Below are 22,624 nucleotides of genomic sequence, written 5' to 3'. Positions count from 1 at the left end.
AAACAATATTTGCGACGTTTTTATTTTTTTCCTGCTAATATAATTAGTTTTATTGCCTAAAGAGATTACCTTTGTTGCCTAATCTTTTTTCGTTCCACTATAGTGTTCCGCAAAGAACACTATAGTTTCCCTTGCGGAGCACTATAGTGGGACGAAAGAGAAACTATAGTGGAACGAAATAAAAGTAGCAAGTGAAGTAAATCCGGATAGGCAAACGGATTTATCAATGTGCCTACACTAAATAAAAACGAATATGAGTATACAATATGACCTTTACGACACGCCTGACATTCAACAAACAGGCGACGCACAACCGCTTCATCCCCGCGTAGTATTCAAAGGAACCGTCGATCAGGAAGAATTTCTAGACCGTGTACACAAATTCACAGGAATAAGCCGCAGTTTACTGGCGGGCGCCATGCAGTCTTTCCAAAACGAGTTGAGAGATTTGATTGCCAACGGATGGATTGTGGAACTGGGAGATATCGGATATTTTTCAGTGTCTTTAAAGGGACCTCGTGTAATGAAGAAAAAAGATGTGCACGCACAATCTATTGAGCTGAAGAATGTCAATTTCCGGGTAGGCAGCCAGTTTAAGAAAGAAGTAGGCCAGCAAATGAGACTAGAACGTGGAGAATCGATGACTCGTCACCATGGGAAAGGGCACAGTGAAGAAGAATGTTTGACAATAATCAACCAGCATCTGAACAAATATCCCTGCCTGACCCGCACCGACTATAGCCGATTGACAGGACACGACAAAAAACGTGCTTTGAAAGAACTGAATGCTTTTATCGAACGTGGACTCTTAATCCGTTATGGAACAGGCAAACAGGTGGTTTATGCAAAGAAAACAGAAAGTTAAGTTAAAATCATCTAGCAGAATTACCTAGAATTCCAATTCTGAACTGAACAAAAAAACAATAATTCAGTGTAGGGTTCTTTTTATATTAATCATATTTATACTGACTTTTAGTAAATCAGAACTATCTATGAAATTATAAAACAAGATTACTTGCTTTATCAATATTTATTGCTACTTTTGTAGCGGTTTCCTTTCATACGTAGAGAGGAACATTTTATTTTTTATAGAGAACGATTATTTATTGCATTCAACCATAAATTCGGCAAAAATTTACCGCGAATGGCAATAAGTGATGTCAGGTCTCGCGCACACTTCTGTATATAATTTGTTTATATACCCAATGGGCGTGGGACTATCACTTATGTCGCGGAGGGTCTTTGCCGAGCCTATGGTTGGCGTACAGTTGGTAGTTTCCCACGCTCTCTTTTTTTAAACCGCGCACCACAGGGAAATGATGCGACAAACATAACAAAGATATGTACGACGACCTGAAAGAAAACATTATTCTAGTAATGCAGCACCCTATCGCGCGCCGCCCCATCTCCAACTTATCAGATGAAGAACGAGAAAAAGCATTTGACTTGTTGAACTATCTTTCAACTTTATCCGTTGACGAAAACTATACCTTGTTAGATTACATCCAAATGGCACGTCTTGAATATGCACTTGGAGAGCTTGAGTATAAAACAACCAATGATACAGAAAAAGTAATACGACATTTTAGAACCGCCCTCCAACATCTGGAGAAAGGAGGGTTCGACTTAAGTATAAGCAAGTGGACAGAGTTAGTCAGCCTGCGAACCAAAGAAGACACGGAATAATTCAGAATCATAACCCTTACCAGTATATATAGAAGATAGACAACAAAGCGAAAAAGATTGCTTGTGCAAGTAGTCCTTTCGTTCTATCTTTGAAGAGGATGCCTTCCCCACACTTGATACCCCAATATCTTAATCGGCATCCTCTTCTTCTATCTTTCTGCCAAATCTTTTTTACATAAAATTCCCCAATACAGCAGCATTCTACTTATTAACTAATTTATTAACGCACAATTCTTTTTCAGCTTGGTCATGAATTTCGGAAACCATATCTTTGCATCGTGATCACAAAACAACAATAAAACAGATTAACTAACTATTAAAAAAAGAAAGACTATGGCATTAAAGTATGTTGTCAAGAAAAGAGTTTTCGGCTTTGACAAAACAAAGACTGAAAAGTATGTAGCACAGAATGTAATTACCAATACGGTAAATTTCAGAGATTTATGCAAGGAAGTATCCATGTTCGGTATGATTCCCGAAGGCGCAGTGAAACACGTGATTGACGCACTGATTGATGCGTTGAACACGAACCTAAACAAAGGATTGTCTGTGCAATTAGGTGACTTCGGATGTTTCCGTCCGGGCATGAGTTGCAAAAGCCAGAAAGAGGAAAAAGATGTAGATGCCGATACCGTTCGTCGGGTGAAAATTGTATTTACGCCGGGATATAAATTTAAGGATATGCTGGATAATGTAAGTATTTACAAGACGGAAGGAAACGGCGGCACCTCTTCCGGAAATGGAGGGGGAAATAAACCGGAAAATCCGGACGAAGGCGGTAGCGGTGAGGCCCCGGATCCTGCAGCATAAAACTGGAACAAGGGACCACACATAGAAAAGGACTTCTTCCCATAAAAATGAACCCTAAAAGTTAGACAAAAACTTTTAGGGTTCGCTTAGTCATAGTTACCAGCCTGTATTTTGACCTAAATTAGGATTCTTATAATATTCAGTCTGTGGTATAGGATATAAGTACATCTTATCATCCCAGTTACGTGTTTCAAGCAATTCTTTCTTATAAACAGGCAAGCCGTTTTCCATAGTGATCTTGATGCAATAAATAGCTTTGGTTTTATCACCGATTTTCCAACGGCGGATATCCCAGAACCTATGGTCTTCGAACGCAAGTTCCACTCGTCTTTCACGACGGACGCTTTCAGTAAACGCATTGCCGCTTGTTGTAATGGCGGGCATATCAGCAGCAGCACGCACCTGATTCAGTGCCGCACGTGCAGACAACGGATGATCATTATCCGTATAATCAGCGTCTTTCCAGGCATCCATTGCTTCCGCATAGTTCAGGAGAATTTCCGCATAACGAAATATGATGAAATGGTGCGGTTTCTTTTTCTCATTGGAAGGAGCTAGAGAAACAGTCTCATTCATATACTTCTTCAAATAATAACCTGTAGTAGTCGCTCCGGTTGTTCCAGCACCGTCTTTTCCTCCTTCATAAGACTGGATGGTCGAGTTCATCCATGTATCGCCATTGCAAAGCACCGTTTTATAGAATCTCGGGTCTCTGCCTTCATACGGATTCTGCCCCGGTGTAATCTGTTCCCAGTCAAAGTCTTTTCCATTAGTCATCTGGAAGGCATCCACCAGGTTCTGGGTGGGCACGTTGCCTGTTTTCCCCTTTTCATAACTGATAGGCAAATTGTTAGCTTCAAAATCAAAGCTTTCCCCATTTCTACGTTCAAAAATTAATTGCGGAGATTTCAACACATCGTTTCCACCATTCTTGTCATACAGAGGATCTACATTCGTCTTCGGCAAACTGTACCAGTTCTCTTTTATGATAGCATAAGCCGCATCGGCAGCCGCTTTCCATTTATCGGCATCCTGTGCGGGATTATGCAACAAACTCGCCGCATAAAGAAGAGCACGGGATTTCAATGCCAACGCTGTACCTTTGGTCACACGTCCCGTCTCCGCCCAAAAGTCTTGATGACTGACAGGCAGAGTTTTGGCCGCGTCACTACATTCGTCACAGATATATTTTATCACTTCATTGAAAGAAGTCTTTTCCACGCCGTTGATTTCATCCAAAGCATACGTACGTGTCAAAAGTGGAATATCACCGTATCGTTTAGCCAGTTCGAACAGATAAAAAGCTCGCAACACCCGTAATTCTTCACGATACATGGTAGCTTTGGCAATGTCTTCTTCATACGTGTCGTTCCAGCGGAAACGCTCCAGTTTTTCCTGTGAATAGTTTTCAAGAAATGAATTGACGGAACGGATAGCTCCATAGCACTTCGACCACATATTATCGACTGCATTGTTGGGACTCCAGGCATTGTTATAAAAGTCGTGAACACTATTATCACTCCAGACATAAACAGAATTATCCGTTGCAGACTCCCTTAAAGCCCCGTCGAGCACTCCGAGATCTCCGGGCAACTGGCTATAAACGTAGGTAGCCAAACCTTTCACATTGCTAAAGTAGGAATAGGCCTCTTCCCTGTCCAAGCCTGTCGATTCGTCCAATTCGAGCAAGCTACACCCCGATACGGATAATAGCAAACCTGTATATAAAAGGATATATTTTCTCATGGTCATTTCACATTTTAGAAGTTAATATTCAACCCGAAATAAACGGAAGTCATATCCGGATAATTGATTTTCAGATCTTCACTGTTCATATACTTCACATGATCGAGCGAAAAAAGATTGTTAGCTCTCGCATATACCTGAATCTTTTCCATTTTCACTTTCTTCGCCCAAGAGGAAGGAAGATTATAGTAGACATTCAAGTTACGAAGTTTGAAATAGCTCCCGTTCTCCAACCACTGTGTACTGTTTCTGAAGTTATTGGCATTATCCAGCGTAGTCAGGCGGGGGACATTTGCGATATCTTTCGTTTCTTCCGTCCAGCGGATTCTGTCGTTCAGATACCAGCTGGAAATATTCGTGTTGTTTCTCAACGGCCAGTATACGCTGGCAGTGTTCAACATCACACTATAATGGGCTACTCCTTGAAACAGAGCATCCACGCCGAAACCTTTATATTCAAATCCCAAATTAATGCCATAATAAATCTCCGGTATGGCAGTGGAATATCCTATCGCCTTCTGGTCATTGTTGTCAATCACGTTATCGCCATTCAGATCTCTGTACTTGACATCACCCGGACGTACTTCCGAGAATTTCTGCACAGGACTGCTCTTTATGTCCGCCTCATCTCTGAAATAACCGATAGCCTCCCAGCCAAAACACTGCCCGACAGGGTAACCTTTTTTAGACAAATAGCCATACGGCTGATATCCCTCACCATTTTCTACGACTTTACTTTTGGCATAAGAGAAGTTGGCTCCGATATAATAGTTGAAGTCCTTGTATTCCTTTTTCCACATGGCAGAGAGTTCCGTTCCTTTTGTTTCCACTTTTCCTGCATTCATCTGCGGAATAGTAACCCCGATTGCCGATGAGATCAGCCCACTTCCGTCAATCAGGATATTAGTGCGCTTGTCATAAAAACCGTCAATAGAAAAAGTCAGTCCCTTGAACAGGCTCATATCCAAACCGATATTATATTTATCCGCAACTTCCAGATCCAGTTGTTCCATTGCCAACACTCCTTCCTTCAGGCTACTTCCGGCAGAAGTATTTCCGGCCTGAAAATAGTAAGCACCGCTTCCTACCCAATATTGCTTATCCATGTCATAATCATAAATATCATATCCGGAGCGTCCGTAAGAAGCACGAAGTTTCAGATAATCAAAAGCAGAAATTTCTTTCATGAAATTCTCGTTCGAAAGTATCCAGGCGGCAGAAATGGCGGGATATGCACGATACTTGTCGTTCTTCCCCAATACGCTGCTGCCAAAACAGTTGGCTACGATATCCACCATATAACGGTTGTCAAAATTATAACCTGCGGTTCCGATGATGTATTGACGGTAACGACTGTTATTAGCCCCTGTCAACGTCATTGATTCTTGACGAAACATAGCACTGGCCGTAAAATCATGTTTATCCCATGTCCGGTGATAATTGACCTTCGCTTCAAAATTGGCATGTATGTATTGATTGGCCAATCCTTTGTTGCTGATTTCCAGTTCATCGTTAGGATTTCCGTAATTCGTGTAAATCGGTTCTCCGTCTGTGCCTTTTTCAATGGTCTGGTACATAAAACTTTTCTTGGCTGTTTCCTGATAGGTCGCATTATTATCATAAGCAATAGCGAGTTCCGCACTCAACCCGCGAGTCAATACAGACAAATCCTGCACCAACCGCAAATCCGCCTGCAACATACGCTGATTCAGTTTATAATAACCGACGTCCGCCAGATTGGCTATCGGATTTGTTTTCAGCACATTGTTACTGCCCCAGAATCCATTCTGTGTCTGCACGGGAAATGCGGCGGACGGGGTGTTGAAAATCTGTTCAAACAAAGTAGCTTCCGATGTGGTGGGACGCTTGGTCTCTCGCAGCATACCGAGCATACTCAATTTCAATTTTGTCGCGTCCGTAATATCCACATCCAGATTCATGCGAAGATTGAGGAAGTATTTCTTCATCTGGGAGTTATAGCGATCTGTATAATCAGTGTACTTGCTATTCAGCAGTCCCATATCGTTTTTGTAATTGAGGACACTGAAATAACGAAGCCGCTTGCCACCTCCGCGGAAAGTGATGTCCAGTTGATGACTGGTCGTATGATTGCGTAACGCTTCTTTCTGCCAGTCCACATTCGGATAAAGATCGCTATTGCCTCCGGACAGGAAAGAGGCCTCATCCATGTCCGGTTGCAAGCCATCATATCTCAATGCTTCATTACGGGCTTTGGCATAGGTATAAGCATCGGCAAATTCCGGCTGATTAACAGGTAAGCCTAAACCGAACTTGTAGTCTACTTTTATATCCTTCTGGTTATATATACCGCGTTTGGTAGTTATCAATACCACTCCGTTAGCGCCTCTGCCTCCCCAAAGAGCAGTAGCAGCACCGTCTTTCAAAACGGATATTGATTCTATTTCCGAAAGGTTGATATATTCGAGAGGGCGTGCAAAACCATCTACTACAAATAAAGGTGTATCTCCATTCAAAGAACCGCGTCCCCGCACATTGAGACGAGATTTATCTGTGCCCCAACTAGTGTTCTGCATCACACTCAATCCCGGCAACAGGCCATAAATGGCATTGTAAGGACTAGTGGTAGCATTTTTATCTAATTCATCCGAATAAATGGTAGAGACAGCCTGTGTCTTCCGTAATTCGGTGGTCGTCTGTGTGCCCAGATCGATTACCTTATCTTGTCCTTCATTATTTTGCGCTATACCCGTAGTGGCAAATGCCAACGAGAAAGCTACGATATAAAGTGATTTATTCATAATCATTCTTCTTATTGTTCAACGATTTGATTATTACCAACCCGGATTCTGAATCAATCCATATTTCTTGTTTATCTCATCTATAGGCAGAGGCAACAGGAAATACTTGTCGTTCCACTTTTCAGGTTTTGCATACTGACGCGTTTCCGCCATTGCATGAGATACGGCATAAGAAAAGCCGCTTGGCTCACCGGCCGCTTTTTTAATAATCAGACGTGACAATTGTCCGGTAAATATATCTGCGCGTTTCCAACGTACCAGATCGAAATAGCGTACTTCTTCATAGCCGAATTCAATGGCTCTTTCGCGTAATATCGCTTCACGCAAAGGTTTACCAGCCGGAACATCTGTTGCCGAAATCGCAGGCATACCTGCACGCAGTCTGGTTTTATTCAGATAATCATAAGCCGTATTGCCAAACTCATCACGGACTTCCGCCTTATTCAATTCATTCATCGCTTCGGCCATATTCAGATAAACCTCCGGAAGGCGGATCAACGGACAAGAATAAAATTTGCCATTCACTTCGTCATTGAAGTTTCGTATAAATTTTCTCATGGCAACCCCATTGTAACTCATTCGTCCGTCTTTATAAGGCGCCTGGGTGGCTCCTTCATAAATCTGCACTTTCTGGGCGCCCTTAAACTTATCTCCATTCACAGCAACCGTTTCATATAAGCGGATGTCTCTTCTGGGGTTTCCGTCCTTATCAAAGAAAGGGAATTTATTATGGTCCGGATTGTTCCAGTCGAATTCTGTTCCGTCTTTCATCTGAAACATATCGACATAAGTCAATGTAGGAGAAGCAACTCCATAACGCACCTGGGCAAACGGAAGCTTTCCCGTAGCATAAGTGGTGAATCTTCTGGAAGAAATCAAAACTTCACCGTTATGGCGATTGAAATATCCTGCTGCAAAATCATCGCGGGGATTACCTGTATTCACCAGTTGATAAGCGTCCGAGTTCTTTTTATTAGCCCGCATAAATTCTAATCCGGCATCCAACGCCTTCTGCCACCTGTCCGGTGAATAGTTACCATACCAGGTAAGGAATTGAGACGAAGCATCTCCTTCCAGATAGGGTTTTTCAGCATTAAATAAAGGACTCGCCACAAACTGAAGCACCCTGGACTTTAACGCTAAAGCAGAAGCAGCCGTCATTCGTCCGTCATTATCTGCATTCACTTGCCAAGGCAGTACAGAGGCTGCCGCATCCAGTAATCCAACAATCTTCTGTACGGTTTCTTCCACTGTCATACGAGGAAATTTCATCGCATCTTCTGCCGTATATGCATGGTCTATCCACGGCATACCACCATAATAACGGAGCATTTGAGAATAATGATAGGCAATGATTACTTGCGCTTCCGCTTTTCCTATCGCTTTCTCATCCGCAGTCATATCCGGCACTCTATCCACATTCTCAATGTAAATGTAGGCTCTTCGAATACCATAAACCGGCCCTACTCCTATCGTAGCACTGGCGACATCCAACCGATATGGAAGATGTTCCAGATATGTATTTGTTCCGTCCACTGTTCCTGTATAGAATTTAGGCGCTCCCTTTTTCGTCCAGTCACCCAGATCGGTTAGCATTTCCAGAACGCCATATCCCAGACGTCCTTGCATCGGCAGATAATCCGGCAGGGAATGATAAGTTTCCGCCAGTGCCTGCTCAGCATATACCTTTTTGTTAAAAACAGAATCGATATTCTGTTCGTTACTTATCGGCTTATCCAGAAATTTCTCTCCAAATTTAAGGTCTTCGCACCCTATCAGTGTCAATACAGAGAGAGAAAGACAGCCTATATATTTTTTATAGTTTTTCATTGTCAGCACTATTAAAAGGTTAGATTAATACCTAAATTATATATTTTAATGATAGGGTAAGAATCCGCATTATTCGGATTACATTCAGGGTCCATGATGTCAAACTTATCAAAAGTCAGCAGATTATAGCCTGTCAGTTTTATACCTAACTGCTGGATACCCAGTTTCTTCAACATCTTCTTATCTGTGAAGTTATATCCTATTGTCACATTCTTCAGCTTCAAATAAGAACCGTCTCGCACCCACAAAGAGGAGGAACGCATATTATAGACTGCATTTGTCTCTGTAAACCGCGGTGTAGTAGCTGTATTAGCCGTTTCCGGTGTCCAGCGCGTATCTGCATGGAACTGCATCAAACCACGGATTTTACCATTACCAAAAGGTTCTCTGAAAGCTCCGTCCAGCAACAAAGAGCGTTGTGCAGCACCAGTCCAGTTCATCGTCAGGAAAAAGCCTTTGTAATTGATACCATAATTCAATCCGAATGTATAAGCCGGACGAGTCGGGTTTCCAATGATAGTCTGGTCGTCGGAAGTAATTTCCTCATCACCGTTCAAATCCCGGTATTTCACATCACCCGGCTTCACGGACACACCCGGATCGGGCAGACCTGCCACCAGTTTGCCGTTCTCTCCGAAGTCCGCTTCTGTATAGAAACCGTCCGCCACATACCCGAAGAGTGTCCCGACCGGATTTCCTGTCCGCCACATATAAGGTTCATTAGGCTCAACTTCGTCTTGGAAAATAATCTTATTCTTTGAATAGGAAACGTTTGCCTGAACATTATACTGAACCTGCCCGATCTTGTCATTCCACCTCACTTCTACCTCATATCCACGGTTTTTCACTTTACCCATATTTACAGCAGGTAGAATTGATGAAGTCAACCCCGTTAATAAAGGTACTGTCTTACGATTGATGAGAATATCCTTACGTTCTTCGAGGAAATAGTCCAAAGAGATTTTCAGACGGCTCTTCAAGAAATGAACGTCCAATCCATAGTTCTGTTTCAGCGCAGTTTCCCAAGTCACGTTCGGATTGCCCAGACGCTTCTCCAATGCACCCAGAATTAACGCCTTGCTGTTATAACCAAAGTTGAATCCATACTTATTGTTATTCCACCCGTCTACTCCGCTCAGATTCACATCATAAGAATCCGGCAGGAATAAGAAGCGGTTATTTCCAAGATTGTCATTTCCGACCAAGCCGACAGAAGCACGGAATTTCAGATAATCAACCACCTTCTGTTTTTTCATGAAGGCCTCTTCCGACAGGATATAACCGATGGAACCGGCAGGAAACGCACCGAATCTCTTACCCGGAGCAAAATTCTCAGAACCATTATAACCGAAGTTAACTTCTGCCATATAGCGGGATTTGTAATCATACGTCAGACGGCCTACAAAACCGATGTAAGCAGACGGTACTCCCACCCATTGAGCGGGATAGTATTTCTTACTCTGATTGTACAAGAACAATCCCCCGACATTATGAAAACCAAACTTACGGTTATATCTCAAGCTTGCTTCCAGATACCAGTCTCGTGCCCGCGAGGAAGTTTCCTCATATTGCAAGCTCTTATTTTCTCCTTTGATCTTATAAACAATATTCTTGTTGAAATCTGGCGAATCATAACCAAGTGACGGATCTTCCAAAGAAGATTGATAGAAAGGCATAAATTGTTCCACTTGCCCTTTACGCTTTTTGGTAAAACCATAACTCGTATTATAAGCACCTTTTATTTCCGCCGACAATCCTTTGGTTATGAAGTCCAACTTCTGATTTAACAGAAGGTCCAGATTCATCGTATTATTAATAGCAGTTGAGTAACCCGTTCCATAACATTTAGGCAAAGCACTGTTGCCCAGATTTATTTTATTATCAAAACGTTCCTCGGGGGTAACTATGAGTTGTCCGTCAATTACACCCGGACTACTGAACGGAGTTGTCTGATTAATCAGTGTCCAGATCGAATTAGTCGCATCATTAATCATCGGCTCATTCCGGTTACCTACAATGCCGCCGATACCAATCTTCAGCGTGGTAGTCTTAGTTACATTAAAGTCTAAATTCGCACGATAATTGTATCTTTTGTATTTATAATTATTATCATACCCCACTCCTTCAAACTGTTTCAACAGACCATTCTGATATAAGAAACCTAAAGATATGAAGTAACGTATATCCTTTGTTCCTCCGGAAATATTCAGGTTATGCTGTGTCTGCATAGATGTTTTATTAAGCAGATACTTTCTCCAGTCGATACTGGGATACATAATAGGTTCATCATTCAATCTGAACCGTTCAACTGCATAATTATTGAACACCAAATCGTTCTCGGTAGCATTTGGTTTGTCATTTGTTATAATCTCGTTTCTTAAAGTAGCATACGTATAGCTGTCTGCCATTTCAAGCATACGGGTGGGCATCTGGATACCAACTGAAGAATTTACGGAAATTTTCGCTTTGCCTTCCTTACCACGACGTGTAGTCACCAAAATTACGCCATTTGCACCACGCACACCGAACACGGCAGTAGCAGAAGCGTCTTTCAGAACCGTCACGCTCTCTATTTCATTCGGGTCCATTTGATAAAACGAACGTTCTATACCATCCACCAAAATCAAAGGAGAGGAAGCACTTTCTGTCAAGGACCCCACTCCGCGAATAAACACCTTAGGGTCTTCCTGTCCCGGCTGACCGCTAGTCTGGACGGATGAGAGTCCTGTAATCTGACCCGCCAGGGAATTGGCCACACTTGCATTCGGCGAACGTATCAACGCTTCATTGTTTACAGCAGAAATAGCTCCTGTCAGAGTTTCTTTCTTTTGTGTACCATAGGCCACAACTGTAACTTCCTGAAGTTCATTGGCCGTTTCTTTTAAAATAATTTTCAGTTGTTTGCGTCCATTTAATGGCACTTCTTGAGGTTCATATCCCATGAACGAAATTTGCAGAACTGCTTTTTGAAGATTGCTTACTTTTAAATGGAAAACACCATTCATGTCAGTAATAGCACCGTTGGCCGTGCCTTTTTCCTTTACATTGGCACCAATCACCTCTAAGTTAGATTCATCCAATACAGTTCCCGTTACTGTATTTTGCGCCCATGCCAAGAGCGAACAACACATAAGCATTAACGTACTGATGCACCTCTTGCATCTTTTTAGTCTCGTCAGTTTGTTCATAATAATAAATTTAAGAATTTGAAATAGGTTTGTTAAAAACACTCGCCACAAATTAAGTGATTGTAATAGTTTTTAAGATACAATTATCATACTAAAAAGGGACAAAATAGTACAAAATAAGAAATAAAAAGCATTAAAATTAGCTGTATTACTCATAGTATCAGGATGTCACGCTAGAAAAATACAGCCTATTCATCGTTTCTTCTTGACTTTACCATACTCGAGAGGTGATACTCAAAAAGTTAATTTACCAAGTTCTTCTTTCACCGTAAATCTATGCCAACTCCACATACCATTACCAGACTCCATTGAATAGTTCATAAATAAATTAAAATTGAACTATTGACATACCTATTAGACTTATTATTCTCCTTTATTAATCAAATTATTCCCTATCTTTGACTCCCGAAATTCAAACCTAATACAAAAACCCATGAAGAAACAACTACTCTCTTGCTGCTTGGCTGCATTGGGACTGACAGCAATTCAAGCACAAAGCTTCAATGAGTGGAAAGACCCGGAAGTGAATTCCGTAAACCGCTCCGCTATGCACACTAATTACTTTGCTTACGCATCGGCTGATGAAGCTAAAGCCGGCATTAAAGAAAATTCAACGAATTTCATGACCCTGAACGGTCCGTGGAAATTCAACTGGGTAAGACATGCAGATGCACGACCGACCGATTTTTATCAAACTAATTTCAACGACAAAGGTTGGGATGACCTTCAGGTGCCTGGCGTTTGGGAGTTGAACGGTTACGGTGATCCTATCTATGTCAACGTAGGATATGCCTGGAGAAGCCAATTCAAAAACAATCCCCCGCAAGTACCGACAGAAAACAATCATGTAGGCTCTTACCGGAAAGAAATCATCCTTCCTGCTGACTGGAAAGGCAAAGAGATTTTTGCACATTTCGGCTCGGTAACTTCCAACATGTACCTTTGGGTGAACGGACGTTACGTAGGATATAGCGAGGACAGCAAACTGGAAGCCGAGTTCAACCTGACCAACTACCTGAAACCGGGTAAAAACGTGATTGCTTTCCAGGTATTCCGCTGGTGCGACGGCAGTTATCTGGAAGATCAGGACTTCTTCCGCTACTCTGGCGTAGGACGTGACTGCTATCTTTACGCACGTGACAAGAAATACATCCAGGATATTCGCCTCACTCCAGATTTGGATAGCCAATATAAAGACGGTACGCTGAACATAGCCGTTGATCTGAAAGGAAGCGGCACAGTTGCCTTGGACTTGACAGATACTCAAGGTAACAGTGTAGCAACTGCCGACCTGAAAGGCTCTGGCAAATTAAACACTACCCTATCCATCTCCAACCCGGCCAAATGGACTGCCGAAACGCCTAATCTCTACACGCTGACCGCTACACTGAAAAACGGCAACAACGTAGTAGAAGTAATCCCCGTTAAAGTAGGATTCCGCAAGATTGAGCCGAAAGGCGGACAGATACTCGTCAACGGGCAACCGGTACTCTTCAAAGGAGCCGACCGTCACGAAATGGACCCGGACGGCGGTTATGTCGTTTCTCTCGAACGTATGTTGCAGGATATCAAAGTGATGAAAGAATTGAATATCAACGCTGTACGTACTTGTCATTATCCGGACGACAACCGTTGGTATGACCTTTGTGACCAATATGGTCTGTATGTAGTGGCCGAAGCCAACGTAGAATCTCACGGAATGGGTTACGGCGATCAGACACTGGCAAAGAACCCGAGTTACGCTAAAGCTCACATGGAGCGTAACCAACGCAATGTACAACGCGGATACAACCATCCGTCCATCATCTTCTGGTCACTGGGCAACGAAGCCGGCATGGGACCGAACTTTGAGGAATGCTACACTTGGATTAAGAACGAAGACAAGACACGTGCCGTACAGTATGAACAAGCAGGAACCAGCGAATTCACCGATATTTTCTGCCCGATGTATTATGACTACGACGCTTGTATCAAATATAGCGAAGGCGACATCCAAAAGCCGTTAATCCAATGCGAATACGCACACGCTATGGGTAATTCACAGGGAGGATTCAAAGAATACTGGGACATCATCCGCAAATATCCGAAATATCAGGGCGGATTTATCTGGGACTTTGTAGATCAATCCTGCCACTGGAAAAACAAAGACGGAGTAAATATCTATGGTTATGGCGGTGATTTCAACAAATACGACGCTTCGGACAACAATTTCAACGACAACGGTTTAATCAGCCCCGACCGCGTGCCTAATCCGCATGCATACGAAGTGGCTTATTTCTATCAGGATATATGGACTACTCCTGCAGATCTTGCCAAAGGTGAGATCAATATCTTCAACGAATATTTCTTCCGCGACCTCTCTGCATATTATATGGAATGGCAATTACTGGCAAACGGGGAAGTAGTGCAAACAGGCATCGTGTCCGACCTGAAAGTTGCACCCCAGCAAACTGTGAAAGTGCAAATTCCGTTGGACGTGAAGAATATCTGTCCTTGCAAGGAATTGTTGCTGAATGTGAGCTATAAACTGAAAGCCGCCGAAACGTTGCTGCCGGCAGGAACGACTATCGCTTACGACCAGTTAAGCATCCGCGACTACAAAGCACCGGAACTGAAACTGGAAAATCAACAGGCTTCCAACATTCCGGTTATCGTGCCCAGTATTTTGGACAACGACCGCAATTACCTGATTGTGAAAGGTGAAAACTTCTCTATGGACTTCAATAAGCACAATGGTTACCTTTGTCGCTACGACGTCAACGGCATGCAACTGATGGAAGACGGCAGCGCACTGACTCCTAACTTCTGGCGTGCACCGACCGACAATGATTTCGGAGCCGGACTGCAACATAAATACGCTGCCTGGAAGAATCCTGAACTGAAACTGACTTCTCTGAAACATGCTATTGAAAACGATCAGGCAGTGGTTCGTGCAGAATATGACATGAAGTCGATTGGCGGAACATTATCGCTGACTTACACCATTAACAACAAGGGAGCAGTGAAAGTTACCCAAAAGATGATGGCAGACAAGAGTAAGAAGGTTTCTGACATGTTCCGCTTCGGTATGCAAATGCGAATGCCTGTCAACTTCAACGAGGTAGAGTACTACGGTCGTGGTCCGGGAGAGAACTATGCTGACCGTAACCACGGAGCCATGTTAGGCAAATACCGCCAGACGGTGGAAGAACAATTCTATCCTTACATCCGCCCGCAGGAAACCGGAACCAAAACGGATATCCGCTGGTGGAGACTTCTGAACATTAGTGGTAACGGATTGCAATTCATATCGGATGCTCCTTTCTCTGCTTCTGCCCTGAATTATACCATCGAGTCATTGGATGACGGTGACGGTAAAGATCAACGTCACTCACCGGAAGTAGAAAAGGCAGACTTCACCAATTTCTGTATCGATAAGGCACAAGCGGGACTTGCTTGTGTGAACAGTTGGGGAGCCATTCCACTGGAAAAATACCGTCTTCCTTACCAAGATTATGAGTTAAGTTTTATTATGACTCCTGTATATCATAAAATAAAGTAAAAAACATAGTTAAAAAACACGGTATCAGAGAACAAGAATACCGAATTTAAAGTACTTTTGCAGCCGGAAACTAATTTAACCGAATTAGTTTCCGGCTTTTTCTTCCTTAACCTCCTTAATCTATATGGACGAACAGCACACTGGCAACAAATGCATTAAATTAAAAAACAGATATTTATAAGTATGAAAAGTAGAATTGTTTTATTTGCATTTTGCGTAGCCCTCTTGTCAAGTTGTGGCAATAAGGGCAATGACACAGGAAAGGTTCCTGAATATGCAGTACAAGAGTTACAAAAGACGACCGCTAATTTAACAACTGCCTATCCGGCTACCATCAAAGGTAAACAAGATGTAGAAATCCGCCCCCAAGTATCAGGCTTCATCACAAAACTCTGTGTAGACGAAGGAGCAGCTGTACGTAAAGGACAAGTGTTGTTCATTGTTGATCCGACTCAATACGAAGCAGCTGTACGCACTGCCAAAGCAGCAGTGGCTACAGCAGAAGCAGCAGTGAGCACTCAACAGATGACGTATGACAATAAGAAAGAGTTGAACAAAAAGCAAATCATCAGTGACTATGACCTGGCAATGGCAGAAAACTCCCTGGCACAGACCAAAGCCCAGCTGGCACAAGCAAAAGCACAACTGACCACTGCTCAACAGAACTTGTCATTCACACAGGTTAAAAGTCCGTCAGATGGCGTTATCAACAATATCCCTTATCGTGTAGGAGCATTGGTAAGCCCTTCTATCGCTACACCGATGACTACTGTTTCCGAGATTGACGAAGTATATGTATACTTCTCAATGACAGAAAAGGAATTGCTGGCAATGACCAAGTCCGGTAGCACTATCAAAGAAGAAATCAGCAAAATACCGACTATCAAACTACAATTAATCGATGGTTCCACATACGATATAGAGGGTAAAGTGGATGCTATCACAGGCGTTATCGACCAATCTACCGGTTCGGTAAGCATCCGTGCCATCTTCCCGAATAAGGAACATGTATTGCGTAGCGGAGGTACTGCAAACGTTCTGATTCCTTATGCTATGGAGAATGTAATCACTATACCGCAGTCTGCAACAGTAGAAATCCAGGATAAGAAGTTCGTTTATGTTCTGCAACCGGACAACACGGTAAAATATACAGAAATCAAAATCTTCAATCTGGATAACGGAAAAGACTACTTGGTTACTTCCGGTCTGAATTCAGGAGATAAAATCGTAATCGAAGGAGTACAAAACCTGAAAGATGGCCAGAAGGTTCAGCCTATCACACCGGCGCAAAAAGAAGCAAACTATCAACAACATTTGAAAGACCAACACGACGGTAATTTAGCCACAGCCTTCAACTAATAATCAGATAATCATTATGAAATTAGATAGATTTATTAACCGTCCGGTACTATCAACCGTTATTTCTATCCTGATAGTCATCCTGGGGGCTATCGGATTGGCGACACTGCCTATCACGCAGTATCCGGACATCGCGCCTCCTACCGTTTCGGTAAGAGCCACCTATACGGGAGCCAGTGCATCGACCGTATTGAATTCCGTGATTGCTCCGTTGGAGGAACAAATCAACGGTGTAGAAAACATGATGTATATGACCTCAACTGCGTCAAACACGGGTTCCGGTGATATATCCATATATTTCAAACAAGGAACAGATCCGGACATGGCCGCCGTCAATGTACAAAACCGTGTCTCTATGGCACAAGGTCTGCTGCCTGCCGAAGTAACTAAAGTCGGTGTAACCACTCAAAAACGCCAGACTTCCATGTTGGTAGTATTCTCTCTTTATGACGAGACGGATACCTATAGCGAATCGTTTATTGAAAACTATGCTAAGATCAACCTGATTCCTCAAGTTCAACGTGTACAGGGTGTAGGTGATGCCAACGTTTTAGGTCAGGATTATTCTATGCGTATCTGGTTACGACCGGATGTCATGGCACAATACAAGCTCGTTCCCGGTGATGTTTCCGCTGCTCTGGCAGAACAGAATGTCGAAGCTGCTCCAGGACAGTTCGGTGAACGAAGTAACCAAACTTTCCAATATACTATCCGCTATAAAGGACGTTTGCAACAGCCTGAAGAGTTTGAAAATATCGTTATCAAATCTCTTCCTGACGGTGAAGTACTCCGTCTGAAAGATATAGCAGAAATTCAGCTGGACCGTTTGGGATATAACTTTACCAACCGGGTAGACGGCCACAAATCTGTGACTTGTATCGTATACCAGATGGCAGGAACCAATGCGACACAGACCATCAGTGATATTGAAGCATTGTTGGATGAAGCATCAAAAACGTTACCTACCGGATTGAAACTGAACATCTCCATGAATGCCAACGACTTCCTCTTCGCTTCTATCCATGAAGTATTGAAGACGTTGATCGAAGCATTTATCCTGGTGTTTATCGTAGTGTATATCTTCTTGCAGGATTTACGTTCGACATTGATTCCGACTATCGCCATTCCGGTAGCTCTGATCGGTACTTTCTTCATCCTGTCCCTGGTAGGATTCAGTTTGAACTTGTTGACGTTATGTGCGCTCGTGCTTGCTATCGCGATTGTGGTCGACGATGCGATTGTGGTCGTCGAGGGTGTGCATGCCAAGCTTGACCAAGGTTATACATCTGCCCGTCTGGCTTCTATCGATGCCATGAATGAATTGGGTGGTGCTATCGTATCTATTACGTTGGTCATGATGGCCGTATTCGTTCCGGTAAGTTTCATGGGAGGTACAGCAGGAACATTCTATCGTCAGTTCGGTATGACTATGGCTATCGCTATCGGTCTGTCCGCATTGAACGCATTGACTTTGAGTCCGGCTTTGTGTGCCGTTCTTCTGAAACCTCACAAAAAAGAAGACGGAACAACGGAAGACTCCACATTGAAAGAACGCATGAAAGTAGCCTATACGGCAGCCCATACAACCATGATCAACAGATATACCGAGGCTATCGGAAAGATGTTGCATCCGGGAATTACACTTACTTTCACGCTTATTGCCATTCTCGGCATGATCTTTGGTTTGTTCAGTATCAATCCAATAGTCACTGCAATTTTCGTAGTGCTTAGTATTCTGGCACTGATCGGAATGAGTACGAAGAAGTTTAAAAACAGATTCAACGATACATACGAATCAATCCTGAAACGTTATAAGAAACGAGTACTGTTCTTTATCCAGAAGAAATGGTTGTCTATGGGATTAGTTGTCGCTTCCATTGTGATACTTGTATTCTTCATGAACACCACTCCGACAGGTATGGTGCCTAATGAAGATACCGGAACGCTGATGGGAGCAGTAACATTGCCTCCGGGTACTTCTCAAGACCGTTCTGAAAAAATCATGGCACGTGTAGACAGTCTGATCGCTTCCGATCCTGCGGTATTGTCACGTACCATGATTTCCGGATTCAGCTTTATCGGTGGCCAGGGACCATCATACGGTTCTTTCATCATCAAACTGAAAGACTGGGACGAACGTTCCATGATACAGAATTCAGACGTTGTAGTCGGTTCCTTATATATGCGTGCACAAAAGATTATTAAAGAAGCACAGGTATTGTTCTTCGCTCCTCCTATGATCCCGGGTTACTCGGCATCTACGGATATTGAGGTCAATATGCAAGATAAGACCGGTGGTGACCTGAACAAATTCTTCGATGTGGTTAATGATTATACGGCAGCACTGGAAGCACGTCCGGAAATCAATTCGGCAAAGACTTCCTTCAACCCGAATTTCCCGCAATACATGATCGACATCGATGCAGCAGCTTGTAAAAAAGCAGGTATCAGCCCGAGCGATATCCTCACTACTATGCAAGGATATTACGGAGGTTTATATGCATCCAACTTCAATCGTTTCGGTAAGATGTATCGTGTTATGATTCAGTCAGATCCGTTATCACGCAAAAACCTGGAATCTTTAAAAAATATCAAGGTGCGTAATAGTGCAGGCGAGATGGCCCCGATTGCCCAGTTCATTTCTGTGGAGAAAGTATATGGTCCGGATATTATTAGTCGTTTCAACCTTTATACCTCTATGAAAGTAATGGTAGCTCCGGCAAGTGGTTATACATCCGGTCAGGCATTGACGGCTCTTGCCGAAGTTGCTCAAGAAAACCTGCCTACCGGTTATACGTATGAACTAGGAGGTATGGCGCGTGAAGAGGCTCAAAGTAGCGGAAGTGCTACCGGACTGATTTTTGTACTCTGTTTTGTATTCGTTTACTTATTGTTGAGTGCACAGTACGAAAGTTACATTCTTCCATTGGCCGTATTATTATCCATTCCGTTCGGTCTGTTAGGCAGTTTCCTGTTTGTGAATGGTGTAAGTGCTATCGGTAATATTTCGGCATTGAAGATGATTCTGGGTACGATGTCAAACAATATCTATATGCAGATCGCGTTAATCATGTTGATGGGTCTGTTGGCGAAGAATGCCATCTTGATCGTAGAGTTCGCCCTAGATCGTCGCAAGATGGGTATGAGTATCACTTGGGCAGCTGTATTGGGTGCCGGTGCTCGTCTCCGCCCGATTCTGATGACATCATTGGCGATGGTAGTCGGTTTGCTTCCGTTGATGTTTGCCTTCGGTGTAGGTGCCCACGGTAACCGTACACTAGGTACTGCCTCTATCGGTGGTATGTTAATCGGTATGATTTGCCAAATTTTCATCGTTCCTGCCTTGTTTGTTATCTTCCAGTATCTGCAAGAGAAAGTTAAACCGATGGAATGGGAAGATATTGACAATGCAGATGCCGTAACAGAGATTGAACAATACGCTAAATAATGAAATTCGATATGAAGAAACAGATTCTATATATGTTGTGCGCAACTGCTCTCTTGAGCAGCTGCCACATCTATAAGTCGTATGACAGACCCGAAGATATCACTACTTCCGGCCTGTATCGCGATCCGGTAGCGGATAATGATACACTGGCTTCGGATACAGCTAACTTCGGAAATCTGCCGTGGAGAGAAGTCTTCACCGACCCGCAACTCCAGTCACTCATCGAAGCAGGACTGAAACAAAATACGGACCTCTTGTCTGCTGCACAGAATGTGAAAGCGGCAGAAGCATCCCTGATGTCGGCACGTTTGGCTTATGCTCCGTCACTGGGATTGTCTCCGCAAGGAACGATTAGCAGCTTCGACAAGAACGCAGCTACAAAAACTTATTCATTACCTGTCACAGCTAGTTGGCAAATTGATTTGTTTGGTCAGCTACTGAATGCTAAACGGAGTGCCCAGGTTACTCTGAAGCAAACTAAGGCTTACCGCCAGGCAGTACAGACACAGGTTATCTCTAACGTCGCCAATATGTATTATACATTAATGATGTTGGACCGCCAGTTGGAAATAACCAAGGCTACAGCAGAAATTCTGAAAAAGAATGCAGAAACGATGGAAGCCATGAAAGATGCGGCCATGTATAGCATCAATTCAGCTGGTGTAGAACAAAGTAAAGCCGCTTACGCACAGGTACTTGCCAGTATTCCTGATATCGAGCAGAGTATCCGCGAAACGGAAAATGCACTGTCTACTCTTTTGGGAGAGGCTCCCCATGCCATCAAGCGTGGTGAATTGGAAGCACAAGTACTTCCAACCGAACTTTCCGCCGGTGTGCCTATTCAGCTATTATCCAATCGCCCGGACGTAAAAGCAGCCGAAATGTCATTGGCTAGTTGCTATTATAATACCAACTCGGCTCGTGCCGCTTTCTATCCGCAAATCACACTTAGCGGTTCAGCAGGATGGACAAATAATTCAGGAGCCGGAATCGTTAATCCCGGCAAATTGTTGGCCTCTGTTGTCGGTTCACTGACACAGCCATTGTTCTACCGCGGACAGAACATCGCTCGCCTGAAAGCTGCTAAAGCGCAGGAAGAACAAGCGAAATTATCTTTCCAACAAGCCTTATTGAATGCTGGTAGTGAGGTTAGCAATGCGCTAAGTTTATACCAAAAGACCAGTGAAAAGGTAGAATCTCGCCAAATGCAGGTAGAATCTGCTAAAAAAGCTTCGGAAGATACAAAAGAATTGTTTAACTTAGGGACCTCAACCTACCTGGAAGTATTGTCTGCACAACAGTCTTACCTGAGCGCACAAATCTCTCAGGTTTCTGATTGCTTTGATCGAATGCAGGCAGTAGTAAGCCTTTACCAGGCACTGGGTGGTGGAAGAGAAGAATAACTTTAAACATATACTATTATGATTAGTCCGTTAGCTTACGTAGATCCCGAAGCAAAGCTAGGCAAGAATGTAACTGTTCTGCCTTTTGCCTACATCGAAAAGAATGTAGAGATCGGAGATGACTGCGTCATCATGTCTTACGCTAGTATCTTGCAAGGTACTAAAATGGGAAAAGGAAATAAGGTACATCAGAATGCCGTCCTCGGAGCGGAACCGCAAGATTTCCACTACACAGGAGAAGAAAGTAGCCTGATTATTGGAGATAACAACGATATTCGTGAGAATGTGGTAATCAGCCGCGCTACATTTGCCGGCAATGCTACCAAAATCGGAAATGGAAACTACCTAATGGATAAGGTACACCTTTGCCATGATGTACAAATCAGCAATAACTGTGTAGTAGGCATAGGTACTACCATTGCAGGAGAGTGTATGCTGGATGACTGCGCTATCCTAAGTGGCAATGTCACCTTACACCAATATTGTCATATAGGTAGCTGGACACTGGTACAAAGTGGATGCCGTATATCTAAGGATGTGCCTCCATACGTTATCATGTCAGGAAATCCGGTGGCATATCACGGTGTAAATGCTGTGGTTCTCTCGCAACATCGCAATACATCGGAAAGAGTCCTCCGTCACATCGCCAACGCATACCGTTTGATTTATCAGGGTAATTTTAGCGTTCAGGATGCTGTACAGAAGATCATCGATCAGGTTCCTATGAGTGAGGAGATCGAGAATATTGTAAATTTCGTGAAGAACTCGGAAAGAGGGATTGTGAAATAAACAAAGTGAGTCCATATAAAGAAGGTTGATACTTTTTCAAGTAT

The 22,624-nt window shown here is 43.2% G+C and carries 12 protein-coding genes; 8 read left to right on the top strand and 4 right to left on the bottom strand.

Annotated features, from left to right (window positions below; translation table 11 throughout):
* Positions 1–253 precede the first annotated feature (253 nt).
* The 3 genes from HMPREF9010_RS11985 (at position 254) to HMPREF9010_RS11995 (ending at position 2,496) form a co-directional block, all read left to right on the top strand.
* On the top strand, positions 254–865 hold the full coding sequence (locus HMPREF9010_RS11985) for a DsbA family protein (protein WP_004307474.1): 612 nt from the start codon (positions 254–256) through the stop codon (positions 863–865).
* A gap of 476 nt (positions 866–1,341) precedes the next feature.
* Positions 1,342–1,686, top strand: a complete 345-nt coding sequence (locus HMPREF9010_RS11990) for a hypothetical protein (protein WP_004307475.1) — start codon at positions 1,342–1,344, stop codon at positions 1,684–1,686.
* Between the two features lie 333 nt (positions 1,687–2,019).
* Entirely contained in the window at positions 2,020–2,496 is a 477-nt protein-coding gene (locus HMPREF9010_RS11995; RefSeq protein ID WP_004298336.1) for an HU family DNA-binding protein, read from the top strand.
* Positions 2,497–2,592: 96 nt separating this feature from the next.
* Here HMPREF9010_RS11995 and HMPREF9010_RS12000 read toward each other — a convergent pair whose 3' ends face one another.
* From HMPREF9010_RS12000 to HMPREF9010_RS12015, 4 genes are read right to left on the bottom strand one after another with little or no spacing between them, the layout of a single operon-like run.
* Positions 2,593–4,248, bottom strand: coding sequence for a RagB/SusD family nutrient uptake outer membrane protein (locus tag HMPREF9010_RS12000; protein ID WP_004298337.1), 1,656 nt, complete (start codon positions 4,246–4,248; stop codon positions 2,593–2,595).
* Positions 4,249–4,256: 8 nt separating this feature from the next.
* A complete protein-coding gene (locus HMPREF9010_RS12005) occupies positions 4,257–7,028 on the bottom strand; it encodes a SusC/RagA family TonB-linked outer membrane protein (RefSeq protein ID WP_008649039.1) in 2,772 nt (923 codons plus the stop codon).
* Between the two features lie 27 nt (positions 7,029–7,055).
* A complete protein-coding gene (locus tag HMPREF9010_RS12010; RefSeq protein ID WP_004298340.1) occupies positions 7,056–8,852 on the bottom strand; it encodes a RagB/SusD family nutrient uptake outer membrane protein in 1,797 nt (598 codons plus the stop codon).
* A gap of 11 nt (positions 8,853–8,863) precedes the next feature.
* Positions 8,864–11,989 carry a SusC/RagA family TonB-linked outer membrane protein gene (locus HMPREF9010_RS12015; protein WP_004298342.1) on the bottom strand — a complete coding sequence of 1,042 codons (3,126 nt, stop codon included), beginning with the start codon at positions 11,987–11,989 and terminating at the stop codon, positions 8,864–8,866.
* A gap of 484 nt (positions 11,990–12,473) precedes the next feature.
* On the opposite strand from HMPREF9010_RS12015, the gene HMPREF9010_RS12020 reads away from it, so the two are divergent.
* From HMPREF9010_RS12020 to lpxA, 5 genes are all read left to right on the top strand, one after another.
* On the top strand, positions 12,474–15,581 hold the full coding sequence (locus HMPREF9010_RS12020; RefSeq protein ID WP_008649038.1) for a glycoside hydrolase family 2 TIM barrel-domain containing protein: 3,108 nt from the start codon (positions 12,474–12,476) through the stop codon (positions 15,579–15,581).
* 183 nt (positions 15,582–15,764) lie between these two features.
* Positions 15,765–16,940 carry an efflux RND transporter periplasmic adaptor subunit gene (locus HMPREF9010_RS12025; protein ID WP_004298346.1) on the top strand — a complete coding sequence of 392 codons (1,176 nt, stop codon included), beginning with the start codon at positions 15,765–15,767 and terminating at the stop codon, positions 16,938–16,940.
* Positions 16,941–16,956: 16 nt separating this feature from the next.
* Positions 16,957–20,388, top strand: coding sequence for an efflux RND transporter permease subunit (locus tag HMPREF9010_RS12030; protein ID WP_008649037.1), 3,432 nt, complete (start codon positions 16,957–16,959; stop codon positions 20,386–20,388).
* 11 nt (positions 20,389–20,399) lie between these two features.
* Positions 20,400–21,791 carry a TolC family protein gene (locus HMPREF9010_RS12035; RefSeq protein WP_004307480.1) on the top strand — a complete coding sequence of 464 codons (1,392 nt, stop codon included), beginning with the start codon at positions 20,400–20,402 and terminating at the stop codon, positions 21,789–21,791.
* Between the two features lie 18 nt (positions 21,792–21,809).
* The gene (gene lpxA / locus HMPREF9010_RS12040) at positions 21,810–22,580 is read left to right on the top strand and encodes an acyl-ACP--UDP-N-acetylglucosamine O-acyltransferase (protein ID WP_004307481.1); all 771 of its coding nucleotides are present in this window, start codon (positions 21,810–21,812) and stop codon (positions 22,578–22,580) included.
* The last annotated feature ends 44 nt before the right edge of the window (positions 22,581–22,624 follow it).

Origin of the sequence: Bacteroides sp. 3_1_23 (genome assembly GCF_000162555.1) — a bacterium.
GTDB lineage: Bacteria > Bacteroidota > Bacteroidia > Bacteroidales > Bacteroidaceae > Bacteroides > Bacteroides ovatus.
This window is presented reverse-complemented; position numbering and strand designations above follow the sequence as displayed.